Origin of the sequence: Streptomyces sp. NPDC086549, from assembly GCF_044746205.1 — a bacterium.
In the GTDB taxonomy this organism is placed as follows: Bacteria; Actinomycetota; Actinomycetes; order Streptomycetales; family Streptomycetaceae; genus Streptomyces.
In genome coordinates, this window is sequence record NZ_JBIVBS010000003.1 from 339,871 (window position 1) to 359,947 (window position 20,077).

General features: G+C 70.4%; 15 protein-coding genes. 5 read left to right on the forward strand and 10 right to left on the reverse strand.

Translation table 11 applies throughout. From position 1 onward, the window contains the following. The first annotated feature begins 3 nt into the window (after positions 1-3). Genes ACIPSA_RS12500 through ACIPSA_RS12515 form a run of 4 tightly spaced genes read left to right on the forward strand, consistent with a single transcriptional unit; the run spans position 4 to position 9,028 of the window. Entirely contained in the window at positions 4-5,175 is a 5,172-nt protein-coding gene (locus ACIPSA_RS12500; protein ID WP_402632601.1) for an amino acid adenylation domain-containing protein, read from the forward strand. Between the two features lie 4 nt (positions 5,176-5,179). Further along, positions 5,180-6,424, forward strand: coding sequence for a cytochrome P450 (locus ACIPSA_RS12505; protein WP_402632604.1), 1,245 nt, complete (start codon positions 5,180-5,182; stop codon positions 6,422-6,424). A 22-nt stretch (positions 6,425-6,446) separates the two neighbouring features. After that, positions 6,447-7,712, forward strand: coding sequence for an ATP-grasp domain-containing protein (locus ACIPSA_RS12510; protein ID WP_402632607.1), 1,266 nt, complete (start codon positions 6,447-6,449; stop codon positions 7,710-7,712). 50 nt (positions 7,713-7,762) lie between these two features. Further along, the gene (locus tag ACIPSA_RS12515; protein WP_402632610.1) at positions 7,763-9,028 is read left to right on the forward strand and encodes an MFS transporter; all 1,266 of its coding nucleotides are present in this window, start codon (positions 7,763-7,765) and stop codon (positions 9,026-9,028) included. 65 nt (positions 9,029-9,093) lie between these two features. Here the strand turns inward: ACIPSA_RS12515 and ACIPSA_RS12520 are convergent, their stop codons facing one another. Beyond that, positions 9,094-10,113 (reverse strand): aspartate-semialdehyde dehydrogenase, encoded by a 1,020-nt coding sequence (locus ACIPSA_RS12520; RefSeq protein WP_402632613.1) that lies wholly within the window; start codon positions 10,111-10,113, stop codon positions 9,094-9,096. 103 nt (positions 10,114-10,216) lie between these two features. On the opposite strand from ACIPSA_RS12520, the gene ACIPSA_RS12525 reads away from it, so the two are divergent. Continuing rightward, positions 10,217-10,960 carry a thioesterase II family protein gene (locus ACIPSA_RS12525; protein ID WP_402632616.1) on the forward strand — a complete coding sequence of 248 codons (744 nt, stop codon included), beginning with the start codon at positions 10,217-10,219 and terminating at the stop codon, positions 10,958-10,960. Positions 10,961-11,107: 147 nt separating this feature from the next. On the opposite strand, the gene ACIPSA_RS12530 is transcribed toward ACIPSA_RS12525, so the two are convergent. The 9 genes from ACIPSA_RS12530 to ACIPSA_RS12570 form a co-directional block, all read right to left on the reverse strand. Then, the gene (locus tag ACIPSA_RS12530) at positions 11,108-11,977 is read right to left on the reverse strand and encodes an FAH family protein (protein WP_402632618.1); all 870 of its coding nucleotides are present in this window, start codon (positions 11,975-11,977) and stop codon (positions 11,108-11,110) included. A gap of 193 nt (positions 11,978-12,170) precedes the next feature. After that, the gene (locus ACIPSA_RS12535; RefSeq protein WP_402632620.1) at positions 12,171-13,187 is read right to left on the reverse strand and encodes an NAD(P)-dependent oxidoreductase; all 1,017 of its coding nucleotides are present in this window, start codon (positions 13,185-13,187) and stop codon (positions 12,171-12,173) included. Continuing rightward, on the reverse strand, positions 13,184-13,807 hold the full coding sequence (locus ACIPSA_RS12540; RefSeq protein ID WP_402632623.1) for a 3-isopropylmalate dehydratase small subunit 2: 624 nt from the start codon (positions 13,805-13,807) through the stop codon (positions 13,184-13,186). The genes ACIPSA_RS12535 and ACIPSA_RS12540 overlap by 4 nt, the downstream gene beginning before the upstream one ends. Before the next feature lie 12 nt (positions 13,808-13,819). Further along, the gene (gene leuC, locus ACIPSA_RS12545; RefSeq protein ID WP_402632626.1) at positions 13,820-15,253 is read right to left on the reverse strand and encodes a 3-isopropylmalate dehydratase large subunit; all 1,434 of its coding nucleotides are present in this window, start codon (positions 15,251-15,253) and stop codon (positions 13,820-13,822) included. 55 nt (positions 15,254-15,308) lie between these two features. Further along, positions 15,309-16,121: an SDR family NAD(P)-dependent oxidoreductase gene (locus ACIPSA_RS12550; protein WP_402632628.1), complete on the reverse strand. Its 813-nt coding sequence runs from the start codon at positions 16,119-16,121 to the stop codon at positions 15,309-15,311. Positions 16,122-16,210: 89 nt separating this feature from the next. Next, the gene (locus tag ACIPSA_RS12555; RefSeq protein WP_402632631.1) at positions 16,211-16,951 is read right to left on the reverse strand and encodes an SDR family NAD(P)-dependent oxidoreductase; all 741 of its coding nucleotides are present in this window, start codon (positions 16,949-16,951) and stop codon (positions 16,211-16,213) included. Continuing rightward, positions 16,948-18,153, reverse strand: coding sequence for an enolase C-terminal domain-like protein (locus ACIPSA_RS12560; protein WP_402632634.1), 1,206 nt, complete (start codon positions 18,151-18,153; stop codon positions 16,948-16,950). The genes ACIPSA_RS12555 and ACIPSA_RS12560 overlap by 4 nt, the downstream gene beginning before the upstream one ends. Next, entirely contained in the window at positions 18,146-18,979 is an 834-nt protein-coding gene (locus ACIPSA_RS12565; protein ID WP_402632637.1) for an alpha/beta hydrolase, read from the reverse strand. Before ACIPSA_RS12565 ends, ACIPSA_RS12560 begins: the two co-directional genes overlap by 8 nt. Then, complete coding sequence (locus ACIPSA_RS12570; protein ID WP_402632639.1) at positions 18,972-20,015, reverse strand: phytanoyl-CoA dioxygenase family protein; 1,044 nt, start codon at positions 20,013-20,015, stop codon at positions 18,972-18,974. Before ACIPSA_RS12570 ends, ACIPSA_RS12565 begins: the two co-directional genes overlap by 8 nt. Positions 20,016-20,077: the final 62 nt, after the last annotated feature.

Consider the following 20,077-nt stretch of genomic DNA (forward strand, 5'->3'; position numbering starts at 1 on the left):
CTCATGAGTTCACACCTGACCGTCGGCCAGCAGAAGATCGCGGCCGCGCAGCGGCCCGCGGCGGCCGCCTTCTGGGCGCGGGCCCTGGAGGGTGCGCCGAGCACCACGTTCCCGGCCGACGTCGCGACGGCCCGACGGACCGGAGCCACTCGTTCCGCAGCCGTGGTCGACCTGGACGAGGCGCTCGCCCAGCGTCTCGCCGCGGTCAGTCGTCAGGACGACACCACCCTGCACATCCTGCTCACCGCGGCGGCCGCGGTGCTGCTGAACGTGTACGGCGGAGACCGCGACCTGCTGGTCGGGCAGCCCCCGACCGTGCCGGACTCGCTCGCCCGGGTGGTGCCGACCAGGGTTTCGCTGGAGCCCGACGACACCTTCCGCACCTTCCTGGGCCGTCTGCGCGGGGCCACGCTGGAGGCCCTGGCCCACCAGGACTACCCGGTGGAACTCTCGGGCGTCGCGACCGAGGTCGTCGTCGCGCTGGACGGACTGCACGCATCCGCCGCGGTGGACGCGGTCGCCGCCGACACGCTCTTTCATGTGCGTCGCACCGAGACCGGCCTCGCACTCGACCTGCGGGTCGAACCCCAGCGCTTCACCGAGGAGAGTGCCGCCCGTCTCGCCGCGCACTATCTGAGGCTGCTGACCGCGGTGCTGGCCGACCCGGACGCCGCGCCGACCGCGCTCGACCTGGCCGGTGACGAGGACGCCGCGGTGGTCGCGACCGCCAACGACACCGCGGTCGCCTTCCCGGACGACGTGACGCTTCCGCAGCTCTTCGCCAGGACGGTCGCGGCGCACCCGGACGCCGTGGCGGTGCGGACGGCGAACGGCTCCGTCACCTTCGCCGAGCTGGACCGGGCGAGCACCCGCCTCGCTCTCGACCTGCGCGAGCGCGGCGTGGGCCGGGAAACCGTCATAGGCGTACTGGCGGAGCGCTCGGTGGAGATGCTCGTCGCCGTCGTGGCCGTCCTCAAGGCCGGCGGGGCCTACCTTCCGCTCGACGTGGCGCTGCCGCCCGCCCGCATGTCCTACATGCTCGAGGACAGCAAGGCGGCCCTGGTACTGGCCACGTCCGCCCGCGTGCACCAGGTGCCCGAGCCGGTCAACGTCCTCGAGATCGTGGCCGACACCAGCGGGACCGGGGCTGTCCAGGCGCCCGAACCCGGTGCCGCGACGGACGCCGCCTACGTCATCTACACCTCCGGCTCCACCGGCGCGCCGAAGGGCGTGGTGGTCGAACACCGCAGTGTCGTCAACCGGCTGAACTGGATGCAGCGCGCGTACCCGCTCTCCCCGGACGACACGATCCTGCAGAAGACGCCGATCTCCTTCGACGTCTCGGTGTGGGAGTTGTTCTGGTGGCACATCGAGGGTGCCGGTGTCGCGCTTCTGGAGCCCGGCGGCGAGCGGGAGCCGGAGGCCATCGTGAGCGCTGTCGAGCGCCATGGCATCACCACCCTGCACTTCGTTCCGACCATGCTCGGGGCGTTCCTGGACTACGTGGCAGCCACCGGGGCCCAGAGCAGGCTCACGTCGCTGCGCCGGGTCTTCGCCAGCGGCGAGGCGCTGGGCGCCCACCACGTCCGCCGCTTCGCCGAACTGCTCGGCCACGCCGAGCTGGTGAACCTCTACGGACCGACCGAGGCGACCGTCGACGTCACCCACCACCGCACCGGCCCCGAGGACACCACGGTTCCGATCGGCATGCCGATCGACAACACCCGGCTCTACGTCCTCGACGAGCAGCGCCGGCAGCGCCCGGTCGGCGTTCCTGGCGAGCTGTACATCGCCGGCGACGGACTGGCCCGCGGCTATCTGCACCGGGCCGAGCTGACGGCCGAACGGTTCGTCGAGGACCCGTTCCCGGGGGAGAAGCGCGCCTATCGCACCGGCGACCTGGTGCGCCGACTGCCCGACGGCGCCCTGGAGTACCTGGGCCGCAACGACTCCCAGGTCAAGCTGCGCGGCTATCGCATCGAACTCGGTGAGATCGAGAGGCGCCTGCTCGAACATCCCGCCGTCACCGACGCGGCTGTGATCATCCGTGCCGGAGCCGACGGCCAGCAGCAGCTCCTCGGCTATGCGGTGGCCGCCGGCCCGGTCTCGGAGCAGGAACTGCGCGGCCACGCCGCCGAGTCGCTGCCCGAGTACATGGTGCCGATCCGCGTACTGACGCTCGACGTCTTCCCGCTGTCGCCCAACGGCAAGCTCGACCGCGCCGCGCTGCCCGAGCCCGCCGCGCAGACCACCGACTACGTCGCTCCGCGCACAGAGCGCGAACAGCAGCTCGCGGACCTGATCGCCGGTGCCCTGGGGCTCGACCGGATCGGAGTGCACGACAACTTCTTCGCCCTCGGCGGCAACTCGATCCACTTCGTCTCGGTGCTCGCCCAGGCACGGAAACTGGGCCTCGACTTCACCTTCCAGCAGCTCTTCGCGCACCCGACGGTCGGCGGACTCGCCGAGGTGCTCGACGCGGGCGCCACGGTTGCCGCACCGCGCCACGAGTTCGCCCCCTTCGAGCTGATCAGCGAGGCGGACCGGGCCCGGCTCCCGGAGGACGTCGAGGACGCCTATCCGATGTCCATGCTGCAGGCCGGCACCATCTTCCAGAGCGAGATGACGCGCGGCAGCTCGCAGTACCACGACATCATCGGCTACCTGATCCGCAGCAGCTTCGACGCCGAGGCGTTCACGGAGGCCGCCCGCATCCTGGTCGCGCAGAACCCCATCTTCCGCACGAGCTATCGCCTGACCGGGTTCAGCGAGTACCTCCAGCTCGTGCACCGCGACATCGACCGGCCCCCGGTCTTCATCGCCGACCTCCGTCACCTGGACGAAGCGGCCCAGGACGCCTGGTACGCCGAGTGGGAGATCCGGGAGAAGGGGCACGCGTTCGACTGGGAGTACCCGGGCCTGATCCGGCTCCACGTGCACGTGCTGCGCGACGACCTGTACCGCTACAGCATCAGCCAGCACAACTCCGCGCTGGACGGCTGGAGCATCAACCTCGTCCACACCAAGCTCTTCGAGATCTACTACGCGCTGCGTGACAAGGGCACCTACAACGGCGAGGCAGTCCCCAACCACCTGCGCAACTTCGTGGGTCTGGAGCAGCAGTCCCTGCGCTCCGACACGGACCGGCAGTACTGGCTGGACGCCCTGCGCGACCGCCCCCGTACGGTCGTCCCGAGGCTGCGCCCGCGCGACGAGCAGGCCGCGTTCAACGTCGTACTGCAGGACGTCCCGCTGCCCCGCGGACTGTCGGACCGCGTCATCGCGCTGGCCGACCGCCTCGGCGTGCCGGTGAAGACCGTCCTGCTCGCCGCCCACCTGAAGGTGCTTTCGGTGGTCACCGGGGAACAGGACGTGATGACGGGCTACGAGCACAGCGGGCGCCCCGAGGTCGCGGACGCGGACAAGGCGGCCGGACTGTTCCTCAACTCGGTGCCCCTGCGGGTGCGTCTGGCCGACGGCAGCTGGGAGCAGGTGATCCGGCAGATCTACGACGCCGAGGTCTCCTTCCTTCCGCACCGCCGGTACCCGATGGCGAAGATGAAGCAGGATCTGCAGACGCAGGAGTCACTGTTCGAGACCGTCTTCAACTTCACGCACTTCTACTCGCTGAAGAAGCTCCGCGAGCTGCCCGAGTTCTCGCTGCTGGACGTGCGCGCGGTGGCCATCACCGAGTTCGCCTTCCGGTCCGAGTTCTCGCAGCACTACTACACGGACGAAGTGCTTCTCAGCCTGCACTACCACACCGACGTCTTCGACAACGAGCAGATCGTGCGCATCGGCGGGTACTTCGTCGCCGCGCTGGAGCAGATGACGCACGACCCCGCCGCCGGACACGCGCTCCCCGGACTGATCGGCGATACGGAACGGGCCGAGCTGACCACGTTCGCCGCCCGCCCGCAGGCCCTGCCCGGACACACCGACGCCGCCGGGACGGTGACGGTGCTGGACGCGGCCGGTCTGCCGGCTCCGCTCGGCACCCCCGGCGACCTGGTGGTCACCGGCCCCGACGGCACCCGTACGGATGCGGGAAGGGGCCGCTGGCTGCCCGGCGGCCGTCTGGAGGCGGACGGCGCCGACTCCCAGGAAGCGGTGGGAGAGGCCTCCGAGCAGGACGTGGAGGCGCAGGACGGCGAGCTCTCCTCGGCCGCCCTGCGCATCGCGGCGGTCTGGGGTGAGGTCCTGGGCATCGACCCCGCGACGGTCCGGACCACCGACGACTTCTTCGAGCTGGGCGGCAACTCACTGGCGGCGATGCGCGTCGTCATGATGCTCAACGGCCTGGTGTCGATCAAGGACGTGATGCGCAACTCGCGACTGGGCGAGCAGGCCCGGATCGCCGAAACCGCCACGGCCGACGCGAGCTCGGGTGTCCTGGTGCGGCTCACCCCCGCGGACGAGCACCCCGCCGCCACGCTCGTGTGCTTCCCGTACGGTGCCGGTCACGCCGTCCACTTCCGTCCGGTGGCCGACGCCATGATCCGCAAGGACCGCAGCTGCGCCGTCCTCGCCGTCGAACTGCCCGGCCATGACCCGAAGTCGACGCCGGACCAGCTGCTCCCGGTCACCGAGACCGCCCGGCTGGTCGTCGAGGAACTGTTGCAGCAGGACCGCGGCCGGATCATCCTGTGGGGCCACTGCGTCGGCTCCGCGCTGGCCATCGAGGTCGCCAGACTGCTTCAGGCGCGTGACGTCGCCGTCGAGCACTTGTTCATCGGCGCCAAGCTCCTCTACGACGCGCCGGCCCTGCGCGAGAGCATCGAGTACGTGTCCTCGATGACGTACGAGGACATCAGGCACTGGCTCACCGTCGAGACCGGCTTCACCGGGTTCGACGAGCTCGGCGCCTCCTACGCGGACCTGCTCGTGCGCACCTTCCGGCACGACTCCACCAGTGCCAACGCGTACTACCTGTCCGCCTACGAACCCGGGGCGGCCGAGCCGGTGAGCGCCCCCACGACCGTCGTGTACGCGACCGACGACCCGGTCACCGAAGGGTTCGCGGACGGCCACGCCGCCTGGGAGCTGTTCACCGTGACCCCCCGGATCCGCGAACTTCCCGGAGGCGGCCACTACTTCACCAGGACCCGGCCGGCCAAGGTCGTCGAGCTGGTCGCCGAGGTTCTGGCCGACGACTCCACCAGGAACGAGAACTGAGGTCATGACCGCCACCGAATCCCGCACCGTCGACCTGGCGTCTCCTGCCGAGTTCGTACCGCAGCCCCCGTACGAGGCGTGGGCCGCCATGCGTCGACTCCCCGAACTGCACTGGCAGGACCGTGAAGGCGCACCCGGCTTCTACTCGGTGACCCGCCACGACCACACGCGTACCGTGCTGCGAGACGTCAAGACGTACAGCTCCGAATGGGGCATGACGCTGGACAGCACGCTGGGCACGCGGGACCCGGCCGCCGGACTGATGATCGAACTCACCGACCGGCCCCGCCACGCCCGGCTGCGCAAGCTGGTCACCGCCGCCATCACACCGCAGTTCGTGGCCTCGCTCGCGCCAATCATCCAGGGGCACGCCACCCGGCTGGTAGACGCGGCACTGCGCGACAACCGGAGCGAGGGCATGGTGAACGTGGTCACCGCGCTCACCGCTCCCATGCCACGTCTGACCATCGGCTCGATCCTCGGGATCCCCGAAGAGGACCAGGAACGCGTCGCGGCCATGGCGAGCCGCGCCATCACGGGTACGGAGGGACCGGGCGCCGCGGCGCCGACCCTCGCCGAGCGCCGTCGATGCAGCGAGACCGGCAACAACGAGCTGTTGATGTACTTCGTCGAGATCATCGAGGGCGAACCGCACCGGCTGTCCGAGAACGGCATGGTCAGACGGCTGATGGACATCGAACTCGACGAGGCCAGGCTCACGTCGGACGAGGTGCTGCTCAACTGCCTCAATCTCGCCATCGGCGGCTACGAGACCACCAAGAACGCCGTCGCGGCCGGCCTGTACCAGCTGGCATCGAGGCCGGGGGCCTGGCAGTGGCTGCGGGAGGACCACGCGCGTATCGACGCGATGATCGAGGAGATGCTCCGCTTCGACACACCCGCGATGCATCTCATCCGCACGGTGACGGAGCCGACCACGCTGGGCGGCACCCGGCTCGCGGAAGGCGACACGGTCTGTGTCTGGCTGTCCGCCGCCAACCGTGACCCGGAGGTGTTCGAGGCGCCGGACGAATTCCGTATCGACCGGTCCCCCAACAGCCATCTCTCCTTCACGATCGGCCCGCACTTCTGTCTGGGCGCCGTGCTCGCCCGGCTGGAGATGCGGTCGCTCTTCGCCGAGCTGCTGACCCGCGTGGAGTCCGTGGAGCCCCTTTCCGGTCTGGTCCGTCGGCCGTCGAACTTCATTGCGGGCATCGACCGGTTCGACGTCACCCTCCGCCCCGCCTGACCCTCCACAGAGAGCGATACGCATGGAATTCGAGAGCCTGCCCGGCCGGGTCGTCATGGTCGGATTCGGCAAGCTGCTGCTGAACCAGATGGAGCAGTTCCTGCCGGAGAACAGCGTCGTGGTGATCGAGGACCCGGACATCATCCGCAAGCGCGCGGTGCACGACGCGGCCGCCGAACTGCGGTGTGTCGGCTCGGTGGTCGCCGCGCCCTACCATCAGAATCTCGCGCTCGTGGAGGCGGCCGAGGCGCACCTGCGGGACGAACCGGTCTCCCTGGTTCTCGCCGGGCTGGAGTACGGGGTTCACGGCGCGGCCGTACTGGCGGAGCGCTGGGGACTGCCCGGAGCGAGCAGCGCCGCGGCGGCGGCCCTGACGGACAAACTCCGCTTGCGCGAGGCGGCCCGGGCCGCGGGCCTGCGCAACCCCGACTGGACGGAGGTGCACGGGCCCGGGGACGTGAAGCAGTTCGCCGGTGACGGTTCGGTCGTCCTCAAACCCGCGAACCGGCACGCCTCCCTGGGGGTTCAGCTGCTGGAACCCGGCGACGACCTGGACGCCGCGTGGGAGCTCACCGTCTCCGCGCAGGACACCCTGATGCTTCCGGACCGCGACCTGGCATGGCGCTACATGGCCGAGCGGAGGGTGTACGGGCACGAGTACAGCGTCGAGGCCCTGGTCCGCGAGGGCGAGATCGTCTTCGTCAACGTCACCGACAAGCTCACGGCCCCGGGCCGGCACCCCGTGGAACTCGGTCATGTCGTCCCGGCCGGCCTGACCGAGCCCGTGCGTGAGAGCTTCGTCGAGGCGATGAACGGCCTCGTGGGGGCGATCGGTTACGGCACCGGCATCCTGCACGCCGAGTGGATCCTCAACGAGGACGGACCGGTGCTCATCGAGTGCGCAGGACGCGTTCCCGGCGATTCGATCACCTTCCTGCTCGACGCCGCGTATGGCGGCAACGTGATCCGTTCCCTGGTCACGCTCCTGGGCGGCGGCACGCCCCGGCTCACCACCGAGCCCCCCATGTCCGCCGCGATACGCTTCCTGACCGCCACACCCGGCACGGTGACCGAGGTGACCGGCGTCGACGACGCACAGGCGGTTCCTGGTGTGCTGAAGGCGTCGCTGCTGGTGTCCCCGGGCGACCGGGTGGGTGAACTGCACTCCTCCTGGGACCGGGTGGGCGAGATCATGGTCCTCGGCCCCGACTCCTCCTCGGCGCAGGCCGGCGCCGAGGAAGCGGCCTCCCTCGTACGGATCGTCACCGCCGAGGCGGCGGCGCTGTGACCGCCGAAACGACAGGCGGCCCCGGCCGTGTCAGCCGGTGGAGAGACGCCATGCTCGGCCCGGCCGCGACCGAGGGGGGCGCCGGCTTCCTCGCGATCGGTCTGATCGACGCCACCGGAACCGGTCTGTATCTGGCGGGTTCGGCACTGTTCTTCACCACGGTGGTGGGGCTGACCACCGCCCAGGTCGGTATCGGACTCTCGGTCGCCGGTGTGCTCGGCCTCGCGGCACAGCCGGTCATCGGCTGGCTGGCCGACCGCTGGACCCCGCGTCGTCTGCTGACGCTCCTCAATCTCTACCGGGCCGTCGGGTTCACGGCGTACGTCTTCGCCGACGGATTCACCAGCTTCCTGATCATCGCGGCCCTCCTCGGCGTCGGTGAGCAGGCCGTCTTCCCGATCTACCAGGCCTTGGCGGAGCAGATCGCCGGACCGGAGAAGCGGGTCGGGATGATGGCCCGGATGCGGGTCGTCTTCAATGTGGGATTCACCGTCGGTGCCCTGCTCGCCAGCGTCGCGATCGCGATCGGCACGCGGGCGGCGTTCAGCACGATCATCCTGGGCGACGCCGCGTCGTTCCTCATCGCGGCACTGCTGCTGACCCGGGTCCGACTCCGCCACACGAGCGGCACGAGCGGCCCCGCAGAGAAGAAGCAGGGCTCCTCCCGACTGAGGCTGGTCGCGCTGCGGGATCTTCGGTACATGGCCGTCGCCGCGGTCAACGGAGTGCTCGTGCTGCACACTGCGCTGCTCAGTATCGGCGTCCCCCTGTGGGTCGGCGAGCACACGGACGCGCCCAAGGCCCTGGTCGGTCTGCTGCTCGTGGTCAACACCGTGCTCGCCGTCCTGTTCCAGGTCCGCGCCTCCGCCGGAACGGAGACGGTGCGGGGGAGCGTGGGGGCGCTGCGGAAGGGCGCGCTCGCGCTCATGACCGCCTGCGGCTTCTTCGCGCTCGCGCCCGAGACCGGTACCACCGCCGTCACCGTCGCGCTCCTGGTCCTGGGACTGGTGGCCCTGACGGCCGGCGAGCTGTACCAGTCGGCCGGAGGCTGGGGCCTGTCGTACGCGCTCGCGCCGAACAGTTCGCGGGCCGAGTACCTTGCCACCTTCAACCTGGGCACCAGCGCCCAGTTCGTGCTGGGGCCCACGATCGTCACGGTCGGTGTGATCTCCAACGGAGCCATGGGATGGGCGGTGCTGGCCGGCTGTTTCCTGCTGGCCGGGGTCGTCGCGGGCCCGCTGGCCGGCGCGGCGGAGCAGCGGCCCGTCCTCGCCGCCGAGGTGCCGGAGGCCGAGCCCGCTCCCAGCGGAGGCTGATCTCCGCGGACGTGCGCCGGGGCGGGGAAGGCGCGACTTCCCCGCCCCGGCCGCGCGGCGGGCCGTTACTCCGCGGCGATCAGTTCGGCGAGCTGGACGGCGTTGAGAGCGGCGCCCTTGCGGAGGTTGTCGGAGGAGCAGAACAGCGCGAGGCCGTTCGCGTCCGTCTCGTCACGACGCAACCGGCCCACGAGGGTCACATCTCCTCCCGCGGCCTGCCGGGACGTGGGGACGTCGGTGAGTTCCACACCCGGTGCGCCGACGAGCAGCTGCCGTACGCGTTCGACGCTCAACGGCTCCCGGAACCGGGCGTTGACCTGCAGGGAGTGACCCGTGAACACCGGTACCCGGACGCAGGTGCCGGAGACCAAGAGATCCGGAATGCCCAGGATCTTGCGGCTCTCGTTGCGCAGTTTCTGCTCCTCGTCGGTCTCGTCGAGCCCGTCGTCGACCAGGGAGCCGGCCAGGGGCAGGACGTTGAAGGCGATCGGCTGCTGGAAGACCGAAGGACTCGGCCGCAGGACCGCGGAACCGTCGCGGACAAGGCCGGAGGCGTGCGGGAGGGCCTCGCGGACCTGGTCCTCCAGTTCCGAGATGGCCGCCAGACCTGCTCCGGAGACGGCCTGGTACGTAGTGGCGACGAAGGAGACGAGATGCGCTTCCTCGTGCAGGGGCCGGAGCACCGGCATGATCGACATCGTCGTGCAGTTGGGGTTGGCCACGATCCCCTTGGGACGATCGGCCAGCATGTGCGGATTGACTTCGGAAACGACGAGCGGGACTTGCGGGTCGTGCCGCCAGGCCGAGGAATTGTCGATGACGACGGCACCCTGTTCTGCCACCTTCGGCGCGAGCGCCCGGGAGGTGGCGCCTCCCGCGGAGAAGATGACGATGTCCAGTCCCGTGAAATCCGCGGTTCCCGCATCTTCGACAAGGTAATTTCGGTGGCGCCAGGTGAGGGTGCGTCCGGCTGAGCGGGCGGATGCGAAGACGCGCAATTCATCGACGGGGAAGTTTCGCTTGTCGAGGATGTCGAGCAATACCGTTCCGACGTTCCCCGTGGCGCCAACGATTCCTATTCGCATACGGTTTTCTCCATCTCCTCACAGGCAAGCCGCATTTACCTCGGCGCGGCGGTTCTCACTGTATGACACCTTAGATCAATCAGCGGAAGAAGAGTGATATCCGATGGCGAAAAGTAGATCCCTGCGACGGCCTCGACCCAGTCCGGAGGCCGAGATTCAGCTTCTCTGTCTTCCGCACGCCGGTGGCTCCCACAGCCTCTACACGACATGGGCCGAATTGCTTCCACCCGAAGTGGAACTGATTCTGGCATGCTACCCCGGGCGTCTTGACCGCATCGGTGATCCATGGCCGGCCGGAATCCCCGAACTGGCCGAAGACATCGCCGCGGAACTGGGCGGCCTCCTGGACCGTCCGTGGGCCGTGTTCGGGCACAGCATGGGGGCGCTCGTCGGATATGAGCTCGTTGTGCGTATGCAGAACGCCGGGAAGTCGACCCCCAGCAGATTCTTCGCGTCCGCTCGCGAAGCGCCCGATCACCCGCCCGTGCGTAACCTTCATGTGAAGACGGACGACGACATTTGTGCCGAGCTGATCGAACTCGGCGGGACGGATCCGGAGCTCTTGCGGATGCCTGAAATGAGAGAGCTGATCCTGCCTGTGGTTCGGGGCGACTACCGGCTGCTCGCGGAGTACGGACCTCGCCCGGGTGGGCGTCTCGCGTGTCCCGTCACCGCGTTCATCGGCCGGGCGGACAGCGGACTGTCCCGCGAGGGAGTCGAGTGCTGGAGCGACTGGACGGCCGGCTCGTTCGACGTGGTGCAGTTCCCCGGTGATCACTTCTATCTCTCCGACGACCCCGCCCGACTGATCGGCGAAGTGATCGAGAGACTGCCGGCCCGGGTGTGAACCGGCGGCCTCGAAGGCGAAGCCCGTGCGGGGGCAGGTGCCCCGCACGGGCTTGTGGCGACGGTACGTCAGACCGCGATGCGGCCGCCGCCTCACCCGGCAGTACGCCCCGCCGACGGCCGCGTGCCCGACGGGGAGCGCCTCAGGTCAGCGTGCCCACGCCAGAGGGTTGGACAACGTCACGCCGTGGCTTGTGAAGTCGAGGACGACCCGGTCGCCGTGCTCGGTACGGAAGCCGCCGTGGAAGCTGCTCCGGTCGGCACCGATGAAGACGTAGTGCACCCGGCCCGGGTGGTGCAGGGACCGGTAGGAGAAGAGACGGCTCACCATCGTGTCGAGGTCGTAGTGGAGCGCGTCCGTCCCGGTGGTGAAGCCGGCCTTCCAGGCCACCTCCCCGGCACGCTCGATGGTGACCTCGCCCGTGACCGAACTCGGCGGCGCACCGAGATGGAGCCAGGGCGCCACGGCCGTGTCGCAGAGCTTGGCGTACGACAGGTGCCCCGCGTGCCGCTTGAAGAGGCCGATGTCGGTGAGGTCGTTGCCGAAGGTGTATCCGGCGTATCGGGGAACGGCGTCCTCGTCGTCCACGTACACGAGGACGACCTCCGCCTCCTCGGTGACGGCCACGGCGTCGGCGGGCACGGACAATGGCTGGCCGGGCACCTTCAGTACGTCTCCGAGCCCCTTCACGAACCAGTTGGGCTGGTCCGGCACCGTGGCGTCGGCCTTGACGTTGTGGGTCATCATGAACCCGCTGACCAGAGCGTCGCCCACGTGTTCCGGGAGGAGCGGCGGCCGCATCCGGACCGCGGAGATCTCGGAGACCGGTACGTCGACCGGTGACCGGTCCGCGGTGAGGGCGTCGCGGAGCAACGTTTCGTCGTGGCCGAACTCCCTTACCATTTTGGCGAGTTCGACGCCAAGGGCGGGGTACAGCCGTAGGGGCGCGTCGGCGGCGGGTATACCGAGGCCGACATACCGCTCATCGCCGTAGGTGCACTCGAACAGCACTGTCATGGTGGGCCTTTCGGAGGATGGCGGGTACGGGGCGTCGGGGTGGTGCCGGCTGTGCGGCACGCCCGGCCCCGGACCGCGCGGTGATGGGCGCCACGCACGGCCCCGGGCGCCGGGGGCCGAACAGTCACGCCGGGGCCCGGGGGCCAAGAGCCCCGTCGCGGGGCTCTTGAGGAAGGTAACGGAACGAGCGCCGTCAGCGCGAAGCGGCAGCGGCGGAGGAGAGCACCTCGGGGTTGACGAAGAAGGGCGGACGCCCTCCCGTCAGGATCTGCTCGATGTTCTCCACGGCGGCGGGCACCAGCGACCGGTACATCTCCACGGTGTGCCCGATCACGTGGTCGGTGAGGATCGCGTTCGGCGCGCCCCGCAACGGGCTGTCGGAGGGCAGCGGTTCGATCCCGAAGGTGTCGATCGCGGCCCCCGCGACCGACCCTCGGCACAGTGCCTCGGCCAGCGCGTCCTCGTCCACGATGCCGCCCCGGGAGGTGTTGATCAGTGTGGAGTCCGGTCGCATCAGAGCGAGTTGGTCCCGGCCGATCAGTCCGCGGGTGCCCTCCGTGAGCGGCAGATGGACACTGACGATGTCGGATTCCCGCAGCAGCCGGTCGAGTTCGCAGAACTCCACCTCGGGCCACGCGTCGGGGCGGGGGCTGCGGGTGTGGCACAGGATGCGCCCCACCCCCCAGCCCGACAGTCGGGTGCACACCTCCCGGGAGATCCTTCCGAATCCGATCAGCCCGAGGGTGGCACCGCGCAGGGACCGGCTGTCCAGCTCCGCCGGGCGCGGCCGCGGCCGGCCTTCGGCGAGCGCGGCCATCCGGTCCGGAAGTCTCAGCCGCAGGGCCAGGGCGAGCATGATGGTCGCCTCGGCCATGCTGCCGTGGTTCTGCGGGGTGGCCCCGTTGGCCACGACGATGCCGCGCCGGGTGGCGTCGGCGACGTCGATCGAGTTGACCCCGCTCGATGCGAAGGCCACCCCGCGCAGCTCCGGATGACGGTCGAGGAGGTCGGGGCCGACGGGCGTGCGTGAGGTCACCAGCAGCGCGTCGAACGGCCCGCTGACGGTCCGTGGATCGTCGGCGCGGACGACGTCGTGGCCGCGCCGCGCAAGCTCGTCGGCCACCTCGTCGAGCAGTTCGTCGAGCACCCGGTCGGTTCCGACGACCACCCTCGCCGCGAGGGCCGCGCCTATCGGCGCCGGTTCGTTCATGCCGTCCGGAACCCGTTCACGTAGGGCAGCCGGGCGGCCGTGTCCTTGACCTCGCCGGCGGTCTTGAGCAGCTCGGTGAGCGTGTCCCAGGTGCCGGCGACGAAGGCTTCCTGCAGCGAGGGTGAGATCTCCACCGGGAACTCCCGGTCGCCGACACGGAAGACGCCCTGCACGAGGTCGACCTCGGCCTGGACCGAGGGGTCCGCCGTGGCGATCTTCCGGGCCTCCTGCGCATCCTCGGAGGACAGGCTGACGCAGGGCAGGCCGATGGTCCCGCAGTTGCCGCGGAAGATCTCGCCGAAGGTCTCGCCGACGACGGCGCGCACTCCCCAGCGGTACAGGGCCTGGGCGGCGTGCTCGCGCGAGGAGCCGCAGCCGAAGTTCTTGGAGGTCAGCAGGATCGCTGCGCCGGCCCGCTCCGGGGCGTCGAAGGGGTGGACGGTGCCCTGGGTGTGCTGCTGCTTGCGGTCGTCCTCGAAGACGTGATTGCCGAGGGCGTCGAAGGTCAGGTGCTTGAGGAAGCGCGCGGGGATGATCCGGTCGGTGTCGATGTCGTGGCCTTCGAGGACCACCGTGGTGCCGGAGACGGATCGGATGCGCGAGTCGGCCGTGGTGCTCATGGACAGGTCTCCTTAGGAGGCGAGGGAGGAGGGCGCGGTGCCGAAGACCTCGGCCGGGTCGACGACGGAGCCGTTGACGGCGGCGGCGGCGACGGCGAGCGGCGACATGATCATCGTTCGGCCGGTGGGCGAGCCCTGCCGTCCCTTGAAGTTGCGGTTCGACGAGGAGGCGGCGAGCTCACGGCCGACGAGCTTGTCGGTGTTCATGGCCAGACACATGGAGCAGCCGGCCAGCCGGAACTCGAAGCCCGCCTCCTCGAACACCTTGTCCACGCCCAGGCGGACGAGCTCCTCGCGGACCGCGTTGGAGCCGGGAACCGCCAGCGCCCGGACGCCCGGGGCAACGCGGGTGCCGGTCCGCTGGAAGGCCTCGGCCACCTCCAGGAAGTCCGAGAGCCGGCCGTTGGTGCACGAGCCGATGAAGGCGACGTCGATGGGGTAGTCGCCCAGCTTCGTGCCGGGTTCCATCCCCATGTAGGCGTACGCCTCGGAGTACGAGGAGGCGACCTCGGGCTCCTGCGCCGCGGGGTCGGGCAGCAGGCCGTCGACGGAGACGGACTGGCCCGGGTTGATGCCCCAGGTGACCATCGTGCGGATGTCCTCGCCGCGCATGACCACCACGTCGTCGTACTCGGCGTCGGCGTCGGAGGCGATCGAACGCCACCACGCCACGGCCCGGTCCCAGGCCTCTCCGGAGGGGGCGGACGGGCGGCCCTTGAGGAATTCGAAGGTCGTCTCGTCGGGGTTGACGTATCCGCAGCGGGCGCCTCCCTCGACCGCCATGTTGCACAGGGTCATCCGCTCGTCCATCGACATGTTGTCGATGACCGCGCCGGCGAACTCGTAGGCGTAGCCCACACCGCCCACCACGCCGAGCTCGCGGATGATGTGCAGGATGACGTCCTTGGCGGTGACACCCGCGGAGAGTTCGCCGTCGATCTGGATGCGGCGCACCTTGAGCCGGTTCATGGTGACGGTCTGGGTGGCCAGCACGTCACGGACCTGGGAGGTGCCGATACCGAGGGCGACCGCGCCGAAGGCGCCGTGGGTGGAGGTGTGGGAGTCGCCGCAGGCGATGGTCATGCCGGGCTGGGTGAGTCCCTGCTCGGGGCCGATGACGTGGACGATGCCGTACTCATCGCCGTCGGGAGCGAGGAAACGCAGCCCGAAGTCCTGGGTGTTGTTCTCCAGCGCGCTCAGCATGTCCTCGCCCAGCTGGTCGAGGAAGGGCCGCTTGATGGAGTCGGTGGGAATGACGTGGTCGGCGGTGGCGACGTTGCGCTCCGGCATGGCCACGGACAGGCCGCGCTCACGCAGCATCGCGAACGCCTGGGGGCTGGTCGCCTCGTGGACCAGGTGGAGTCCGATGAGCAGCTGGGCCCGCCCGTCCCCGTAGTCGTGCACCGTGTGCAGGTCGAACACCTTGTCGTACAGCGTGGCGCTCATGTTTCTCTCTCTTCATGTGGTCCTGAGTTGCCCGGTGTCGCCCGACCTCGCGTCTTCAGTTGGTCGGTTGCCGGACCGGGGCAGGGCTGCCGGCTGTCACGCCGCCGTCGATCGCCAGGGCCTGGCCGGTCACATAGCTCGACCAGGGACTGGCGAGCCAGACGGCCGCCGCGGCGGCCTCTTCCGGTTGTCCGATGCGGCCCAGCGGGGCACGGCTGGCGCGGGCCTGGAGCTGCGCCGCGTCGGGGTACAGCTCGCGGAGCATCGGAGTGTCGGTGGATCCTGGGCAGATCGCGTTCACCCTGATGTTCTGGGGGGCGAGCTGGAGTGCTGCCGACTTGGTGAGGCCGACGACGCCGTGCTTGGAGGCCGCGTACATGGGGCTCCCCGAGTGGCCGAGGAACGAGGCGACCGAGCCCGTGGTCACGATGGATCCCCCTCCTGCGCTGCTCATCGCGCCTGCCTGGTGCTTGAGGCACAGCCACATGCCGATGAGGTTGACCGAAACGACCTCGATCGCGTCTTCGTAACGGGACGCAGCGAGCGGGCTCGTGGGGCCAAAGCTACCAGCGGTGTTCACCGCCGCATCGAGGCGACCGAATCGTGAGACGGTCGTCTCAACCGCGTGGGCGACACTGCTCTCGTCGGTGACATCGCAGCTGATGGCCAGCCCGTTCTCCGTTGTCAGGCCCGCGAGTTGGAGCGAGGTGTCCAGTGGTTCGAGGCGTCGTCCGGCGGCCACCACCAGGGCGCCGGCGGCGGCGAACGCGGCCACCGCGGCGCGCCCGATGCCGCTGCCCGCGCCGGTGACCATGACCACCTTTCCTTCAAGTCCCATGTCCTGGACGGGCCGACGTCCTTCGTGCACGGCGCGTCTCCTTCCTGTCTTCGTCGTTGACCCCCGGGGCCGGCCGGCCCCGGGGCTGTGAACCCGCGCGGTGCGTGCCCGCGGCACCCCTAGATGTGCAGGCCCCCGTTGACGTCCATCACGCAGCCGGTGGTGTACCCGGCATCGTCGCCGCACAGGTGCACCACGGCACCCACGGCCTCGTCGAGGGTGCCGTAACGGCCCATCGGGAGCCTGTTCATGACGTCCCGTCGGCGCTCTTCGGGCATCGCGTGCTGGGCGTGCACCAGCCGTTCGGTGGCGATCGGGCCGTGGGCGACGGCGTTCACCACCACGCCGGTGGCGGCCAGTTCGTAAGCGCACTGCTTGGTGTAGCCGATCACCGCGGCCTTGGCGGCCACGTAGGCGGCGTTGGAGAAGATCGAATAGCTGCGCCCGGCGATGGATGCCAAGTTGACGATCCGTCCCCGGCCCCGGCGGACCATGGCGGGAGCGCACAGCCGGGTCAGGGTGAAGCAGCCCAGCAGGTTCTCCGTCACCGACTGCATGAGGTCCGGCTCGCGCAGATCGGTGAAGGAGATCCTGCGGGTGTCCCCACCCACGGAGTTGACCAGGATGTCCGGCATCTCGTCCGGGTCCGTCGCCGCGACCGCCTCGGTCACCCGCGCGGTCGCGGTGACGTCGAGCTCGAGGGTCGCCGTCCCCGCCGGGAGCATCCTGGCGGCCGCCTCCAGCGCGTCGGCGTCGCGATCGATCAGGACGACGGCGACGCCGAGTTCCGCCAGTCGCCGGGCCACCCCGGCCCCGATGCCCGAGGCCCCGCCGGTGATCCAGGCCCGCTGTCCGTTCATGCCGTTCTCCGTGGGGTTGCGTGCGTCGGTTCGCCGGCGAACCGGACCGGGTGCGGTGTGCACCGCTCGAGCAGGGCAGGCGTGACCCGCACCCCGATGCCCGGGCCGTCCAGGACGGGGGCCAGGGACCGGGCCCGGTCCACCGCGTACGCAGGCGTGGTGAGGTCCGGCGGGAACCACTCGTCCTGCCGTCCGGCCTCGACGGCCACGAGGTCGGGCACGGCCGTCGCGACGAGCCGGCCGGTCGCCCACAGGGGGCCCACCTCGCCGACCTGGACGCCGATCTGCACGCCGAGCCCGGCGCGCCGGGCCGTCCTGACCATGGCCAACAGGCGCAGCGGACCGCCGCACTTGGAGACCCGCAGGTTGACCAGGTCCGCCGCCCCGTGGGCGAGGCAGGCCTCCAGGTCGTGCGCCGACACGCAGGACTCGTCGAGCATCACCTTCAGCCCGTGGCTGCGCAGGGCCGCGAGATCCCGCCAGCGCCGCGGGGCGAGCGGCTCCTCCAGCCACGACAGACCCGATGTGCGCAGAGCCTTCGCGTGCCGTAGCACCGCCGCCGGTTCCCAGGCGCAGTTGGCGTCCACCGACAGGGTGGTGGCGGCCGGGAGCAGGGCGCGCACCCGGGCCGCCAGCAAGGCCGTCGCCTGCGGATCCGGTCCCGCCTTGAGCTTCACGTGCGGGATCGCCGCCCGCCAGTGCTCGGGCAGGCCCGCCAGGTGGGCGACCGGGTCCCGGTCCAGGTCGAGCACGGTCGCCACCCTGGCCGGGGCCGGCCGCACGGCGAGGACGTCGTCGAAGCCCGCGCGGTGCAGGGCCTCGAATCCGGTGACCCCGTCGCGTCGGCACAGATGGTCCAGCAGCGCGCTCTCCAGGCCTGCCGCGGCGGCCGGGGCCGTCCCGTCGGACCCGGCCGGCCCCGGTGGCGGCGTCAGCCCGGCCACCGCGTGCAGCGCCTCGTCGAACGGCAGACGGAGCACCTCGGCAGCCGGGCGCATCACCTCGGGGCGGGCCAGCGCCGCCAGGACGGAGCCGACGGACTCGCCCGTGACGTAGGGCCGCGGTGCCGACTCACCCCAGCCCTCCACGCCGTCCTCGCGGATGGCGATCAGCACGGAGGAAGAGGCGGTACGGGACTTGGCGGCGTGGCGGAAGGAGCGGGACATCGGGACGCGCGCCTCGTACAGCTCGAACTCAGGCATGGACCACCCCGGCCAGCCAGTCCCAGTACGCCTGGCGGACACCGGTGAACTCCACATAGTGCGAGGTGGTCTCGAAACGCTGGATCCGCGCCTGCGGGGCGAGTTCGGCGAGCACCTCCAGCGAGGCCCCCAGGTCGATGACCGGGTCCTGCTCCGGCAGCGCCACATGGACCGGACGGGCGGCCCAGGGTTCGGGGCCCGCCGTCAGGTAGAGGTCCTCGATCTCGACCATGACGGCCCGGAAGGAATCGGTGAGCATCCGCACCATGAGCCCGTCGTTGGCCATGGTCCGCAGATAGCGGGGCAGGGTGGTGTACTGCCGGTCGTCCAGGTGGATGACCGAGTACTCCGTCCCGGTGCGGTGCCGCGCCCGGGACCGGGCGGGCCCGTCCAGGCGGGCCCGCTGCTGTCCGAGCGCGGGGGCGCAGAACACGATCCGGATCCCGTCGGGAACCCGGCCGGTGGCGACCAGGGCGGCCAGCACGCTGCCGCCGAAACTCTGCCCGACCACGGTGACCGGCCCCCGCGCGGCGGCGGCGATGCCCGAAAGGTGCGCCGCGTAGTCGTCGAGCAGGCCGGCCGCGTCCGCCAGGTGCCCGCGCAGTCCGGTGCTGCGCCCCGAGCCGCGCCGATCGGGCACCGAGACCCGGATCCCACGCCGTGCGAGCGCGGGACCGGTCTCGGCCAGCCAGCCCCCGTGGCTCTGCAGGCCGTGCACATAGACGAGTTCGGCCGGGCCGCTGCCCCAGCTGTGCACGGCCAGGGACACATCGCCCCGCTCCGTGTACCGCAGGGTCGGGCCGGTGACGGCCGACGGCTCAGGCACGAGCGGCCTCCGGTTCCAGGCGCGGGAAGTCGCCCGACTCCCAGCGGGTGATCAGTGAGTCCGCGACCAGCTGGGCGAACTCCCGGCGGCCGGGCACCATCTGGCCGGTGCTGACGAAGAGTTCACGGGCCTGTTCCCACTGGCGGCGCCAGGCGTCCGCGTCGGTGGTCGCCAGCTCGGGGGCGGAGGCGCTGCGGGCCACCACCGCCGGGAACCAGGGCCGGTCGGAGGGCTCGTGGCTGGCGAAGAAGCGGAAGTCGAAGCTCCAGCGCAGTCGGGAGGACCGGTTGATGGTCGAACCGTGCGGGGTGCGCTTGTGCAGCAGGACGATGTCCCCCTGGTGCACCGGCAGCGGCACCGCCTCGGCCTCCAGGCCCTGCACCGTCTCCGGGTCCATCGGCCAGGGAAGCAGCTGCTCCTCGTGGTGCCGGCCGGGGACGACGAGCAGGCAGCCGTGCTCCTCGGTCACGTCCATCAGGGGGATCCAGCAGGTCACCAGCGTCGTGTCGTCGGACTGCGGGATCTGCGTCATCGCGTCCTGGTGCCACATGGTGGGGGCGTGCATCGTCTCGCCGCGCCGCGCCCCGAAGCGGCTCGTGGTGTCGGGAGCCGGCAGCTTGAGCCGGACGTGCTGGTTGGGGCTGGCCGAGATCTCGTCGCCGACGAGCCGGCTCACCACGTCGAGCACCTTGGGGTTGCGCAGCAGGCCCAGGACGCCGGGACCGGTGTGCACCTTGCTGCCCGGCTGCAGCGAGGTGAACGGCATGTGCGGCAGGGTGATGTCCAGTTCGCTCAGCAGGACGGGGTCGAAGTCCGGCTGCGCCGCGAGCGCGATCAGCTGCTCGTCGAAGGGTTTTCCGGCCAGGTCCGCGCCGGGGCCCAGGAGTCCGTCGCGCCGCCACTGCGCCGCGCGCAGCTCGATCAGCCGGGCGTACTCCTCGCGGACGGCGGTGAAGTCCTCCGCGTCGAGGACGCCGCGTACCACGGCGTAGCCGTCGCGGTGGAAGTCCTCGGCCAGGGTGGGTGAAACAGTCATGCTCTTCTCCCGTGATGTGCGTATGGGTGTGCGAGATCGCTGGTACGCGGGGGCGGTGAGCC

Bases quoted from the DNA above. Each gene is read 5' to 3' on its own strand.
- ACIPSA_RS12505 (WP_402632604.1), top strand. From the start codon at position 5,180: ATGACCGCCACCGAATCCCGCACCGTCGACCTGGCGTCTCCTGCCGAG.
- ACIPSA_RS12515 (WP_402632610.1), top strand. From the start codon at position 7,763: ATGCTCGGCCCGGCCGCGACCGAGGGGGGCGCCGGCTTCCTCGCGATC.
- ACIPSA_RS12510 (WP_402632607.1), top strand. From the start codon at position 6,447: ATGGAATTCGAGAGCCTGCCCGGCCGGGTCGTCATGGTCGGATTCGGC.
- ACIPSA_RS12535 (WP_402632620.1), bottom strand. From the start codon at position 13,187: ATGAACGAACCGGCGCCGATAGGCGCGGCCCTCGCGGCGAGGGTGGTC.
- ACIPSA_RS12540 (WP_402632623.1), bottom strand. From the start codon at position 13,807: ATGAGCACCACGGCCGACTCGCGCATCCGATCCGTCTCCGGCACCACG.
- ACIPSA_RS12530 (WP_402632618.1), bottom strand. From the start codon at position 11,977: ATGACAGTGCTGTTCGAGTGCACCTACGGCGATGAGCGGTATGTCGGC.
- ACIPSA_RS12555 (WP_402632631.1), bottom strand. From the start codon at position 16,951: ATGAACGGACAGCGGGCCTGGATCACCGGCGGGGCCTCGGGCATCGGG.
- ACIPSA_RS12560 (WP_402632634.1), bottom strand. From the start codon at position 18,153: ATGCCTGAGTTCGAGCTGTACGAGGCGCGCGTCCCGATGTCCCGCTCC.
- ACIPSA_RS12520 (WP_402632613.1), bottom strand. From the start codon at position 10,113: ATGCGAATAGGAATCGTTGGCGCCACGGGGAACGTCGGAACGGTATTG.
- ACIPSA_RS12525 (WP_402632616.1), top strand. From the start codon at position 10,217: ATGGCGAAAAGTAGATCCCTGCGACGGCCTCGACCCAGTCCGGAGGCC.
- leuC (WP_402632626.1), bottom strand. From the start codon at position 15,253: ATGAGCGCCACGCTGTACGACAAGGTGTTCGACCTGCACACGGTGCAC.
- ACIPSA_RS12500 (WP_402632601.1), top strand. From the start codon at position 4: ATGAGTTCACACCTGACCGTCGGCCAGCAGAAGATCGCGGCCGCGCAG.
- ACIPSA_RS12570 (WP_402632639.1), bottom strand. From the start codon at position 20,015: ATGACTGTTTCACCCACCCTGGCCGAGGACTTCCACCGCGACGGCTAC.